9 protein-coding genes and 1 riboswitch are annotated in these 12,317 nt (G+C 71.8%); of the genes, 4 read left to right on the top strand and 5 right to left on the bottom strand.

Annotation, left to right across the window (positions count from 1 at the left end; all coding sequences use genetic code 11):
- Positions 1 to 45: 45 nt before the first annotated feature.
- Positions 46 to 1,512: a DNA polymerase IV gene (locus tag DJ476_RS30195; RefSeq protein ID WP_112491975.1), complete on the top strand. Its 1,467-nt coding sequence runs from the start codon at positions 46 to 48 to the stop codon at positions 1,510 to 1,512.
- Here the strand turns inward: DJ476_RS30195 and DJ476_RS30200 are convergent.
- Positions 1,434 to 1,805 (bottom strand): PRC-barrel domain-containing protein, encoded by a 372-nt coding sequence (locus DJ476_RS30200; RefSeq protein ID WP_103417910.1) that lies wholly within the window; start codon positions 1,803 to 1,805, stop codon positions 1,434 to 1,436. The genes DJ476_RS30195 and DJ476_RS30200 overlap by 79 nt on opposite strands.
- Positions 1,806 to 1,959: 154 nt before the next feature.
- Positions 1,960 to 2,057, top strand: a riboswitch (glycine riboswitch).
- A gap of 193 nt (positions 2,058 to 2,250) precedes the next feature.
- Between DJ476_RS30200 and gcvP the strand changes: the two genes are divergently transcribed.
- Positions 2,251 to 5,136 (top strand): aminomethyl-transferring glycine dehydrogenase, encoded by a 2,886-nt coding sequence (gene gcvP / locus DJ476_RS30205; protein WP_103417778.1) that lies wholly within the window; start codon positions 2,251 to 2,253, stop codon positions 5,134 to 5,136.
- Positions 5,137 to 5,262: 126 nt separating this feature from the next.
- On the opposite strand, the gene DJ476_RS30210 is transcribed toward gcvP, so the two are convergent.
- Both DJ476_RS30210 and DJ476_RS30215 read right to left on the bottom strand, forming a co-directional pair.
- A complete protein-coding gene (locus tag DJ476_RS30210) occupies positions 5,263 to 5,469 on the bottom strand; it encodes a DUF5999 family protein (RefSeq protein WP_112491976.1) in 207 nt (68 codons plus the stop codon).
- A 310-nt stretch (positions 5,470 to 5,779) separates the two neighbouring features.
- Entirely contained in the window at positions 5,780 to 6,364 is a 585-nt protein-coding gene (locus DJ476_RS30215) for a hypothetical protein (protein ID WP_103417779.1), read from the bottom strand.
- A gap of 489 nt (positions 6,365 to 6,853) precedes the next feature.
- On the opposite strand from DJ476_RS30215, the gene DJ476_RS30220 reads away from it, so the two are divergent.
- A complete protein-coding gene (locus tag DJ476_RS30220) occupies positions 6,854 to 8,359 on the top strand; it encodes a glutamate-cysteine ligase family protein (protein ID WP_103417780.1) in 1,506 nt (501 codons plus the stop codon).
- Positions 8,360 to 8,590: 231 nt separating this feature from the next.
- Here the strand turns inward: DJ476_RS30220 and DJ476_RS30225 are convergent, their stop codons facing one another.
- On the bottom strand, positions 8,591 to 10,378 hold the full coding sequence (locus DJ476_RS30225; protein WP_167480408.1) for a substrate-binding and VWA domain-containing protein: 1,788 nt from the start codon (positions 10,376 to 10,378) through the stop codon (positions 8,591 to 8,593).
- Positions 10,379 to 10,575: 197 nt separating this feature from the next.
- Here DJ476_RS30225 and DJ476_RS30230 point away from each other — a divergent pair, with 197 nt between their 5' ends.
- Complete coding sequence (locus DJ476_RS30230) at positions 10,576 to 11,355, top strand: CPBP family intramembrane glutamic endopeptidase (protein WP_112492660.1); 780 nt, start codon at positions 10,576 to 10,578, stop codon at positions 11,353 to 11,355.
- A gap of 71 nt (positions 11,356 to 11,426) precedes the next feature.
- Here the strand turns inward: DJ476_RS30230 and DJ476_RS30235 are convergent, their stop codons facing one another.
- Positions 11,427 to 12,251, bottom strand: a complete 825-nt coding sequence (locus DJ476_RS30235) for a PhzF family phenazine biosynthesis protein (protein ID WP_070202480.1) — start codon at positions 12,249 to 12,251, stop codon at positions 11,427 to 11,429.
- Positions 12,252 to 12,317: the final 66 nt, after the last annotated feature.

Raw genomic sequence — 12,317 nt, forward strand, 5'->3', positions numbered from 1 at the left:
TGCCGGGCCGCCCCGTTGTCAGTGGCGTAGGGCAGCATCGGAGGGGTGAGACCCGCGCCGACCATCCTCCACCTGGACATGGATGCCTTCTACGCCTCGGCGGAGCAGGCGGCCAAGCCCAGCCTGCGCGGGAAGGCCGTCGTCGTGGGGGGCCTGGGCCCCCGGGGGGTGGTCGCCACCGCCTCGTACGAAGCGCGCGTCCTCGGCGTCCACTCCGCGATGCCGACGGCCCAGGCGAGGCGGCTCGCGCCGAACGCCGCCTATCTGGTGCCCCGCTTCCAGCTGTACCGGTCGGTGAGCGAGCAGGTCATGGAGCTGCTGGGGCGGCTCTCGCCGCTGGTGGAGCCGCTGAGCCTGGACGAGGCCTTCGTCGACCTGGAGGCGGGCGGGGCCGCGGACGACTCGGCCTCGGCCCGCAGGACCGGGGAGCGGCTGCGTACGGCCATCCGGGCGGTGACCGGGCTGAGCGGATCGGTCGGGCTCGCCGGCTCCAAGATGCTCGCCAAGATCGCCTCCGAGCAGGCCAAGCCGGACGGGCTGGTGCTCATAGAGCCCGGCACCGAGCGCGAGCTGCTGGCCCCCATGCCCGTACGGACACTGCCCGGCGTCGGGCCCGCCACCGGGGACCACCTCCGGCGCGCCGGGATGACGACGGTCCACGACCTGGCGGAGGCGGGCGAGGACGAGCTCGTACGGCTGGTCGGCAAGGCCCACGGCCGCGGGCTCTACCGGATGGCGCTCGGGCTCGACGACCGGCCGGTGGTCGCCGAGCGGGACGCCAAGTCCGTATCGGTCGAGGACACCTTCGACGTGGACCTGCACGACCGGGTGCGGGTGCGCGCGGAGGTGGAGCGGCTGGCCGTGCGGTGCGTGGAGCGGCTGCGGGCCGCCCACCGGTCGGGGCGCACGGTGGTGCTCAAGGTCCGCCGGTACGACTTCTCCACCCTGACCCGCTCCGAGACCCTCCGGGGCCCCACGGACGACCCCACGGTGGTCCGTGAGGCCGCCGCGCGGCTGCTGGAGGCCGTCGACACCACCGGCGGCGTACGGCTGCTCGGGGTGGGCGTCACGGGGCTCGCGGACTTCACCCAGGAGGATCTGTTCGCGCAGGCCGCGGACGCCCGGGAGCTGGCCGGGCGGGCGCGGGAGCCGGAGCCGGAGCGGCAGGCTCCGGAGAGCGGTACGGAAGGGACCGGGCCCGCCGAGGAGGAGCCCGAGAGCGCCGAGCAGCTCGCCGCCCGGCGCTGGCCCGCCGGACACGACGTCCACCACGCGGCGCACGGGCACGGCTGGGTGCAGGGGAGCGGGGTGGGCCGGGTGACCGTGCGGTTCGAGGAGCCCGGCGGGCCGGTCGGCCGGGTCCGCACGTTCCGGATCGACGACCCGGAGCTGACCCCGGCCGACCCGCTGCCGCTGGTCCGCGACCCGGTCGACTACTCCTCCTGGCCGGCCAGCCTGCCGAAGTCGCGGTCGGGGCCGGTCTCCGCGGCCGGGGAGGAGTCCAGACCGTAGTGCCGGTAGAGCTGCAGCTCCTGCTCAGGGGAGAGGTGCCGGCCGACGCCGAAGTCCGGGGCGCCCTTGATCAGCGCGCGGTCGAAGGGGACCCGCAGGGTGTCGTCGACGAACTCGCTGGGTTCCAGCGGGACGAACGCGTCCCGGCTGAAGAGGCCGGTGCGTACGGCCGCCCACTCGGGCACACCGGTCGCGTCGTCGAGATAGACCTCATCCACCGTCCCGATCTTGGTGCCCTTGCGATCGAACGCCTTGCGGCCGATCAGGCGGCGCGGATCGATATCGGTCTGCACGGTGCCTCCCACTGGTCGCAACTGCTCAAGGGTGGATCCCGGTCACTCCAGGGGCCCCTCTCGCTCCACCAGGACCAAGACAAGTGCAGATCCGTGGCGTCGGCCACTCGAGGACTCCGCCGGGATGGCCGCTGGTAGGCTGGCAAGTGGCTGCTGACCCCGTGCGGGAGAGTCCTCCGGTGCAGAATCCGGAGGCGCCGAAGGAGCAAATCCTCCCCGGAATCTCTCAGGCCCCCGTACCGCACGGACGAGGTCACTCTGGAAAGCAGGGCGGGTTCGTGCGGGCGCAGGCCGGGACGGACTCGACCCTCACCGACGGTGAAAGTCGGCACGCCCCCGGGCGGGCCGGTGAAGCTCTCAGGTTGAGATGACAGAGGGGGAGGCCGTCCGGGCACCCGCGCCGTGGTGCCCCTCGCAGGTCGTGACAGACCAGGAGGCCTCCACCATGACCCCCCGTCGCACTCCGCTCTCCCAGCTGGAGCAGGGCATTCCGTTCGAGCAGCGCCACATAGGGCCCGACGCCGAGGCCCAGGCGAAGATGCTCGCCCAGGTCGGCTACGGCTCCCTCGACGAGCTGACCGCCGCCGCGGTGCCCGATGTGATCAAGAGTGCGGAGGCCCTGGACCTTCCCTCGGCCCGCACCGAGGCGGAGGTGCTGGCCGAGCTGCGCTCGCTGGCCGACCGCAACAAGGTCCTCGCCCCGATGATCGGCCTCGGCTACTACGGCACCTTCACGCCGCCGGTCATCCTGCGCAACGTCATGGAGAACCCCGCGTGGTACACGGCCTACACGCCGTACCAGCCGGAGATCTCCCAGGGCCGCCTGGAGGCCCTGCTCAACTTCCAGACGATGGTCGCCGACCTCACCGGGCTGCCCACCTCCGGCGCCTCCCTGCTCGACGAGGGCACCGCCGCCGCCGAGGCCATGGCGCTCTCCCGGCGCGTCGGCAAGGTCAAGAACGGCGTCTTCCTGGTCGACGCCGACACCCTGCCCCAGACCGTCGCGGTGATCCGGACCCGCGCCGAGCCGACCGGCGTCGAGGTCGTCGTCGCGGACCTCAGCGAGGGCATCCCCGCCGAGATCGCCGAGCGCGGCGTCTTCGGCGTGCTGCTCCAGTACCCGGGCGCCTCCGGGGCCGTCCGTACCATCGAGCCCGTTATCGAGCAGGCCCACGAGCTGGGCGCGATCGTCACCGTCGCCGCCGACCTGCTGGCCCTCACCCTGCTCACCTCGCCCGGCGCGCTCGGCGCCGACATCGCGGTCGGCACCACCCAGCGCTTCGGCGTGCCCATGGGCTTCGGCGGCCCGCACGCCGGCTTCATGGCCGTCCGCGAGAAGTTCGCCCGCTCCCTGCCCGGCCGCCTCGTCGGCGTCTCCGTCGACGCCGACGGCAACAAGGCCTACCGCCTCGCCCTCCAGACCCGCGAGCAGCACATCCGCCGCGAGAAGGCCACCAGCAACATCTGTACGGCACAGGTGCTGCTCGCCGTCATGGCCGGGATGTACGCCGTCTACCACGGCCCCGACGGGCTGCGCACGATCGCCCGCCGCACCCACCGCTACGCCACGATCCTCGCCGAGGGCCTGCGTGCCGCCGGTGCGGAGGTCGTGCACGGCTCCTTCTTCGACACCCTGACCGTGCGTGTGCCCGGCAAGGCCGCCGACATCGTCGCGGACGCCCGCGAGCGCGGGGTCAACCTCCGCCGCGTCGACGCCGACCACGTCTCCATCGCCTGCGACGAGACCACCACCCGGGCGCAGATCGCCGCCGTGTGGGCCGCCTTCGGCGCCGACGGCGATATCGAGGCGCTGGACGGCTCGGCCGCCGACGCGCTGCCCGGGACGCTGCTGCGCTCCGACGACATCCTGACCCACCCGGTCTTCCACCAGCACCGCTCCGAGACCGCGATGCTGCGCTACCTGCGCAAGCTCGCCGACCGCGACTACGCGCTGGACCGGGGCATGATCCCGCTCGGCTCCTGCACCATGAAGCTGAACGCGACCGCCGAGATGGAGTCCATCACCTGGCCCGAGTTCGGCGCGCTGCACCCCTTCGCCCCGGCCGACCAGGCCCAGGGCTTCCTCACGCTCATCCGTGAGCTGGAGGAGCGCCTGGCCGAGGTCACCGGTTACGACGCCGTCTCCATCCAGCCCAACGCCGGCTCCCAGGGCGAGTTCGCGGGCCTCCTGGCCGTGCGCGCGTACCACCGGGCCAACGGCGACGACCAGCGCACGGTCTGCCTGATCCCCTCCTCCGCGCACGGCACCAACGCCGCCAGCGCGGTCATGGCGGGCATGAAGGTCGTCGTGGTGAAGACCGCCGACGACGGCGAGGTCGACGTCGCGGACCTGCGCGCCAAGATCGAGCAGTACCGCGACGAGCTGGCCGTCCTCATGATCACCTACCCGTCGACGCACGGCGTCTTCGAGGAGCACGTCGCGGACATCTGCGGTGAGGTGCACGACGCGGGCGGCCAGGTCTACGTGGACGGCGCCAACCTCAACGCGCTGGTCGGGCTCGCCAAGCCCGGCAAGTTCGGCGGCGACGTCTCGCACCTGAACCTGCACAAGACCTTCTGCATCCCGCACGGGGGCGGCGGCCCCGGCGTCGGCCCGGTCGGCGTCCGCGCCCACCTCGCCCCGTACCTCCCCAACCACCCGCTCCAGCCCGCCGCGGGCCCGGAGACCGGTGTGGGCCCGATCTCGGCCGCTCCCTGGGGCTCGGCGGGCATCCTGCCGATCTCGTGGGCGTACGTCCGGCTGATGGGCGGCGAGGGGCTCAAGCGCGCCACGCAGGTCGCGGTGCTGGCGGCCAACTACATCGCCAAGCGCCTGGAGCCGCACTACCCGATCCTCTACACCGGCCCGGCCGGGCTCGTCGCCCACGAGTGCATCGTGGACCTGCGGCCGATCTCCAAGGCCACCGGCGTCTCCATCGACGACGTCGCCAAGCGCCTGATCGACTACGGCTTCCACTCGCCGACCATGTCGTTCCCGGTGGCCGGCACGCTGATGATCGAGCCGACCGAGAGCGAGGACCTCGCGGAGCTGGACCGGTTCTGCGACACCATGATCGCGATCCGCGCCGAGATCGAGAAGGTCGCCTCCGGCGAGTGGAGCGCGGACGACAACCCGCTGGCCAACGCCCCGCACACCGCCGCCGCGCTCGGTGGCGACTGGGCGCACGGCTACAGCCGCGAGGAGGCCGTCTTCCCGGCCGGGGTCTCGGCCGCCGACAAGTACTGGCCGCCGGTGCGCCGGATCGACGGTGCCTTCGGTGACCGGAACCTGGTCTGCTCCTGCCCGCCGCTGGAGGAGTACGACGGCTGACCCTGCGGGGTGGGGCGCTGACATGCGTCGGGGCCGGTGCGGGGAGTTCCCCGGGCCGGCCCCTTCTCCGTACCGCGCTGTTCGTACTGTGCTGTCTGTACTGCTCTGTCGTCCGTGCGGCCGTTCTCAGGCGGCCTTCACCACGCTGCTCGTCGCCAGCGGCCGGTGCGGTGCGATGATCTGCCCGTCGGGCAGCAGCTCGCCGGTGTCCTCGAAGAGCAGGACGCCGTTGCACAGAAGGCTCCACCCCTGTTCCGGGTGGTGGGCCGTCAGGCGGGCCGCCTCCCGGTCGGGGGAGTCGGCGGTGGGGCAGGGTGGCTGGTGTTGGCACATGGCTGCGTTCTTTCGCTGCGTCGAGTCGAGTGTCCTGCGGCTGGATGAGAGGTTCATGGCCGCCCCCGTATCAGTCGGTCCGGTCCCAGTGTTGCCCCACGGGGATGATTCCGCAGGGATTTCGCTCCAGCTCCCTTACTCCTCCCATGACGCGTCACCCGCGCGGATGGTTCACCGCAACTGCACTGTCCCTTCGGGTGGTTCGGGGTGGCCGGATGGGGCTAGTCCGAGTGGGTAGGGGAAAGCCCCCGTGGTGACCGCCCCGCCAGCGGGCGGTCACCACGGGGGCTGTGTCCTCCCCGGCCGCCGGTCAGGCGGAGCTGAGCAGCGGTCCCGGCCCCACGCGCAGGGTCATGACCGGCAGCAGATCGGCGACCCGGTGCGGCCGGTGCGCGGCGATGCCCGGCGGCGCCGGAGCCAGCGGCACCAGGACGTCGGCCGGGGCGAGCACCCCGGTGGAGGCGTCGTCCGCGGGGTCGTCGTGCAGCCAGAGGGTGAGCATGTACAGCTCGGGGACGGAGAGAAGTCTCGCCTGGTACGTCGTGGGCGAGGCCTCGGCCTGACGGACCGCCAGTTCCGTCGAGGCGAGGTAGGGGCCCTCGAAGAAGTGCGAGAAGCTCCAGCCGTCCGGGGTGAGCATGGTGTCCGCGGCGGCGATCGCGCGGCCCTCGCTCCGGATCAGGAAGCGCCAGGCCGCCAGACGGGTCCGGGGCACGGCCCCGGTCGGCGCGATCCGGTCCAGGACGTGGACGGGCAGGGGCAGTTCGGGGCTCAGCGGTCCCTGGGCGGACCGGAGAGCGGAGGTGCGGGCCTGGCGGACCGCGGTGGGAGAACCGAGGGCCGCGGACACGCTGCGCAGGGCGGGCGCGGGAGCCGAGGGGACATGCAGCGGCATGGTGGGTCGCCTCTCACTTCGGAGACACGGTGAAACGGGGCGGGTGCGGTGCAGACGGCGCTGTCGGCATGCGGGGCCGGATGAGGCCGATGACGGGCCGGTTGCGTCAACTCTCTGCCTCGTCAGGTGGAGTTTATACGACGGGTGTTCACTCAGTGTTTCCGCTAGCCGCCGGGGATATTTCGCGCAAGGCGACATCCGGACTTCGGAACGCGGTTTTCCTGGCGATTTGTTCGGCTGTTTCCGGTCCCTGCCTGGGCTTCTTTCGGTGGAGCGGTAGGCCGAAACTCACCGGTGTTTCCGGCGGGCACTTTCCGGAGGAAAATGCCGTCCGTCGCGTGCCACCGGAATGTGCCCCAGGTCTCCTTCATCCAGCCTAGCGGGTTTCCGGTGGCGTGTGGGGCGTTACGGATCACTCCCGCTGGGCATTATCGATCGTGATGCGAGCGGCCCGGTCGGCGGGCCGACCACTGGAGGAGGGACCCCTCGATGGGGGAGAAGGTCGTGGCGGGCGCCGTTGACCTGTCCGATCGGCAGGCGTACCGCACCAAGCTCAACCAGTGCCTGGAGGGGCTGGGCAGACTGCTGGCGGAGCGGAGGTTCGACCGTCCCCGAAACCTGATGGGGCTGGAGATAGAGCTGAATCTCGCGGGAACCGACGGTCTGCCGCGGATGATGAATCAGGAAGTGCTCCAGCGCATCGCGAGCCGGGATTTCCAGACCGAACTCGGGATGTTCAATCTGGAAGTAAATATCGTTCCGCACCGGCTCGGCGGCCGGGTATTCGATCAGCTCTCGGAGGAGCTGCGGACCGGTCTCGCCTATGCGCACCGCAAGGCCGGTGAGGTGGACGCGGGGATCGTCATGATCGGAATCCTGCCCACGCTCGGCGAGCACGACGTGGTCTCGGCCAATCTCTCCGACGTGGACCGCTACACCCTGCTCAACGATCAAATGGCGGCCGCCCGGGGGGAGGATTTCGCCCTGGATATCGAAGGCGTCGACCATCTGGTCTGCTCCTCGCCGTCGATCGCCCCCGAATCGGCCTGCACCTCGGTGCAGTTGCACCTCCAGGTGACGCCCGACCGGTTCGCGGACGTGTGGAACGCGGCCCAGGCGGTCGCCGCCGTGCAGATCGCGCTGGGCGCCAACGCCCCGTTCCTCTTCGGCAAGGAACTGTGGCGCGAGTCGCGGCCGCCGCTGTTCCAGCAGGCCACCGACGTACGGCCGCCGGAGCTGGCCAACCAGGGGGTACGGCCCCGGACCTGGTTCGGGGAGCGGTGGATCACCTCCGCCTACGAGCTGTTCGAGGAGAACCTGCGCTACTTCCCGCCGCTGCTGCCGATCTGCGACGAGGAGGAGCCGCTGCGGGTCCTCGACGAGGGCGGGGTGCCGGAGCTGGCCGAGCTGGTCCTCCACAACGGCACGGTCTACCGCTGGAACCGCCCGGTGTACGGCACGGTCGACGGCGTCCCGCACCTGCGGGTGGAGAACCGGGTGCTCCCGGCCGGCCCCACCGTCACCGACGTGATCGCCAACTCCGCTTTCTACTACGGGCTCGTACGGGCGCTCGCCGAGGAGTCCCGGCCGGTGTGGAGCAAGCTGCCGTTCGAGGCCGCCGCTGAGAACTTCACCGAGGCCTGCCGCCACGGCATCGACGCCGAACTGCTCTGGCCACGCCCCGGCCGCGCGGGCGGGCTGGCGAAGATCCCCGCCGTACAGCTCGTACGGGAGGAACTGCTGCCGCTTGCCGCGGCCGGGCTCGACGCCTGGCAGATCGAGCCCGCCGACCGGGACCGCTACCTCGGGGTCATCGAGGAGCGGTGCAAGCGGCGGGTCAACGGGGCCTCCTGGCAGGTCGCCACCTACCGCCGGGCCCTGGAGGCCGGACTCGGCCGGGACGCGGCCCTGGCGGCGACCACCCGGCGCTACGCCGAGCTGATGCACGCGGGGGAGCCGGTGCACACCTGGCCGGTGGGGTTCCCGGCACCCTGAGCGGGGCGCGGCGGGCGTGGTCCCGTACGGGGGCGTGTTCTCGTACGCCGGCGCGCGCCCTCGTACGGCGGGGCGTGGTCCCGTACGGGAGGGTGCGATTCCGTACGGCGGGGCGTGGTCCTGTACGCGGGTCGGCTCGGTGGCTTCCGTACGCGGACGGGGGCGGCGGGGCGCTGTACGTACGCGGAGTGGGCAGGCCCGCCGTACCCCCGCGCACGCGCCGCCCCGCCCTCACTCCTGGGCGGCGCGCCCGTTCTGTCCGGCCGTCATGATGGCCTGGAAGATGACCGCCTGGATCTCCGCCGGGTCGCTGACCTCGTAGCCGTCGCCCCCGGTGATCCGGGCGATCTCGGCTACCTCCTCGCGGTCGGCGTCCGGGCCCACCGCGATGGCGATGATCGGCACCGGGCGCTCGGGATCGGCCAGCTCCTTCAGCCGCGCGGTCAGCGCGCTCCGGGAGATGCCGTCCTCGTCCTGGTTCGAGCCGTCGGTGAGGATCACCAGGGCGTTGAACTTGCCCTTCACATACGTCGATCGGGCCTCCTCGTACGAGGCCAGTACCGTGTCGTACAGCCCGGTCGCCCCGCCCGGCACGGGCTGCAGACCCGCGAACGCCGCCGACAGCTTCTCCCGGTGGGTCGAGCCGCCCTGGGCCGGGTCGCCCAGCCGACGGGTGGGCATCAGCTTCCGGTAGTCCTTCGTGCCGTCCAGCGTCGTGGCGAACTCCCACAGGCCGATCTCGTCGTCCGGGGTGAACTGGGCAAGAGCCTGGATCAGCGACTCCTTGGTGACGTCCATCCGTGACCGGCCGCGCCCGGGCACCGGGGTGGACATGGAACCCGAGGCGTCGACCACCGTGGTCAGCCGGGCGCTCTGGACGGTGATCGTCCACATCCCCAGCATCTCCTGGAGCTGCTTCGCCGACGGGGCCTCGGCCGCCGATGTGGCGTACGGCTGCGGTGACTTGGCGCCCGCCGACGCGACCACCGTGTCTTCGGCCGACCCGTCCGCCGGGCGGAACCCGTACCGCGCGAACACCGCCCGCGAACCCCTGTCGTTCAGCAGGGTCATGAAGCGCAGGGCAGCCCGGGACTGGGTGAGGGTCAGCTTCTCCTCGTCGACCAGGGTGTACGGGTAGTCCAGCAGCGGGGTGCCGTCCTCGGGATAGAAGAGGTTCAGCCTGCCGCTGTCGGCGGCCTCCGCGTTGTGGGTGAAGGCGGCCTGCTCGGATATGAGGACCGCCTGGTTGCGTTTCGGGTTGCCCTCCTCGGCGCCGGAGCCGCTGCGCGCCAGGGTCTCCAGCACCTGGGCGTCGCTGTCCGACATCCGCTCGGCCAGCACCTTCGCCGTCTCCGCGACGCGGATGTCGCTGTCCCCGCCCTGCTGCGCGGACGAGCCGCCGATGCTGGTGAGGGCGAGCAGACCGGTGGCGCTGCGCGCCGGATCGGCCGCGCCTAGGCGGACCTTCTCCGTCCCGAGGGTCGTGGCGACCAGCTCGGCCCAGGAGTACGTCTTCTCCGGCCAGCCCAGACGCCCGGCCGCGGACGGCACCATGGCGAGGGCCACCGGCGAGGAGGCGATGGAGTCCGAGGGGGAGATCGGGATGCCCGTACCGAGTCCCTCGGCGCGGTCCAGCCAGAGGTCGGAGTCGGGCAGCCAGACCTGGAAGCCGGGCGCCTCGCCGCCCGCGAGCGCGTCGGCCACCTTGTAGGAGTCACGGGCGACCACCTCCACGTCGAGGCAGTGGCCGTCCGACGTCACCTCGTCCGCCCGGGTCTGCTCGGCGATCTCCCGGACCGCCGGTGCGATGTCCGGGGAAGCGGCGAGCGAGAGGCGTACGGCGGAGTCCTCGCACGACTCGGAGAACGACAGCAGTCCGCCCTTGACCGCCACCCCGGCCCCCGTCGCCACCGCGAGGACGAGCAGCGTGGCGATGGCGATCGTGCGACGCCTGCGCCGCGGAGACGCCTCCCCGCGTTCTTCCGGCGCGTAGGCGTCGGGCAAGCTGTGACGTCCCATGTCGGTGGAGCCCCCCTGAAGGCGAAAGATGAACGGTGAGCAAGGAAAAAGGGGGACCGCACCATCGGTGATGGTGGTCGTCCCCCGGCCTGTCGCGCATGATCTTCGTACCTGCATTCGAGACCCTAGCGGGACGGTGGGCGGGATGAGACGCGATTGCAGAACAAAAGGCAGGTGGACCGGTGAAGGTGGGGCGCGTGGCTGATTCCTATCCCCAAGTGGGCGATTCGCGAAGGATCCTGCGGTCGGAGACGCTGCTGGTCCTGGCCCTCTCCCTGGGCGCGAGTGCCGTGTCCTCACTCATCAGTTTTGTCGGATCACTGACGAAACCGGGGGGTTTGAAGGACCAGGCGGCGACGCTCAACGGTTCCTACGCGCCGGGCCGTCCATGGCTTGATCTGGCGTGGCAAATGTTCGGGATCGCAACGGCCCTGGTGCCGGTCGCCCTGGTGGCGCATCTGCTGATCCGGGAGGGGGCGGGGCTGCGGACCATCGGTTTCGACCGGACCAGGCCGTGGTCCGACCTCGGCCGCGGGACGCTGGTCGCGGCCGGCATCGGCAGCGCCGGGCTCGCCTTCTACCTGGTCGCCCGGGCGAGCGGCTTCAACCTCACCGTCGTACCGGAGTCGCTGCCCGACGTCTGGTGGAAGTTCCCCGTCCTCATCCTCTCGGCGGCGGAGAACTCCGTGGTGGAGGAGGTGATCGTCGTCGCGTATCTGCTGCGGAGACTGGACCAGCTCGGCTGGACCCCGATGGCCTCGCTGGTGGCCAGCTCCGTGCTCCGCGGCTCGTACCACCTCTACCAGGGCATCGGCGGCTTCATCGGCAACATGGTGATGGGCGTCGTCTTCGTCCTGCTGTACCGGCGCTGGGGGCGGGTGGGGCCGCTGGTGGTCGCCCATACGCTGCTCGACATCGGGGCGTTCGTCGGGTACGCGCTGCTCGCGGGGAAGGTGGACTGGCTGCCGACGCCGTAGGGGCGGCCTGATCGAGGGCCCAGCCGCAGTGGGCCGGTCGAGGGCTCAGCCGTAGTGGCCCGCTTCGGGACTCAGAGGGTGGTCAGCAGCTCGCCGTCGATCACGGTGACCGCGTTGCCGGTCAGCAGGGTGCGCTCGCCGCGCAGAGCCGTGCGTACGAGGCCGGAGCGGGCGGACGCCTGGAGTCCGGTGAGATCGTCCCGGCCCAGCCGCGCCGACCAGAAGGGGGCCAGCGCGGTGTGGGCGCTGCCGGTCACCGGGTCCTCGTCGATGCCGACGCCGGGGAAGAAGCCGCGCGAGACGTAGTCGTAGCCACGGGCCGGGTCCTCGGCGGCGGCCGTGGCGATGATGCCGCGCCGCGAGTGGGCGACGAGGGCGGCGAAGTCCGGGGCGAGTCCCCGTACGGTCGCTTCGTCGCGCACCTCGACGAGGAGGTCGCCGATGTGTTCACCGGTGTCGTGGACCGAGACGGGCTCCGCCCCCAGCGCCGCCGCGAGGCCGGGCGGCGGTGCGGCCTCCTCGCGGAGCGGGGCGGTGGGGAAGTCGAGCGTGAGGGTGCCGTCCGGGTGGGCGGTGGCGGTGAGGAGCCCGCAGCGCGCGGTGAACCGTACGGTGCCGGTGGCCCGCCCCGTGGTGTGCAGGACGTGCGCGGTGGCGAGCGTGGCGTGCCCGCACATGTCGACCTCGGTGGCCGGGGTGAACCAGCGCAGCGCCCAGTCGGCCTCGCCGCCGGGCGGCAGCGGGTGGGCGAAGGCCGTCTCGGAGAGGTTGACCTCGGTGGCGATCTCCTGGAGCCGTTCGGCGTCGGGAAAGGCTGCGGACTCCAGCAGCAGGACCCCTGCGGGATTGCCGGAGAAGGGGCGGTCGGTGAACGCGTCGACGATACGAATTCTCATGGGGCGACCGTAGAACGCCCGCGCGGCCGTGGACCAAGGCCAATTCGGGGTCGCTGGCCCCTGCCG

The organism is Streptomyces bacillaris (assembly GCF_003268675.1).
Taxonomy (GTDB): Bacteria; Actinomycetota; Actinomycetes; order Streptomycetales; family Streptomycetaceae; genus Streptomyces; species Streptomyces bacillaris.

Coding starts and splice junctions, on each gene's coding strand:
- DJ476_RS30235 (WP_070202480.1), bottom strand. CDS start 12,251: ATGAGAATTCGTATCGTCGACGCGTTCACCGACCGCCCCTTCTCCGGC.
- gcvP (WP_103417778.1), top strand. CDS start 2,251: ATGACCCCCCGTCGCACTCCGCTCTCCCAGCTGGAGCAGGGCATTCCG.
- DJ476_RS30225 (WP_167480408.1), bottom strand. CDS start 10,378: ATGGGACGTCACAGCTTGCCCGACGCCTACGCGCCGGAAGAACGCGGG.
- DJ476_RS30210 (WP_112491976.1), bottom strand. CDS start 5,469: ATGTGCCAACACCAGCCACCCTGCCCCACCGCCGACTCCCCCGACCGG.
- DJ476_RS30215 (WP_103417779.1), bottom strand. CDS start 6,364: ATGCCGCTGCATGTCCCCTCGGCTCCCGCGCCCGCCCTGCGCAGCGTG.
- DJ476_RS30220 (WP_103417780.1), top strand. CDS start 6,854: ATGGGGGAGAAGGTCGTGGCGGGCGCCGTTGACCTGTCCGATCGGCAG.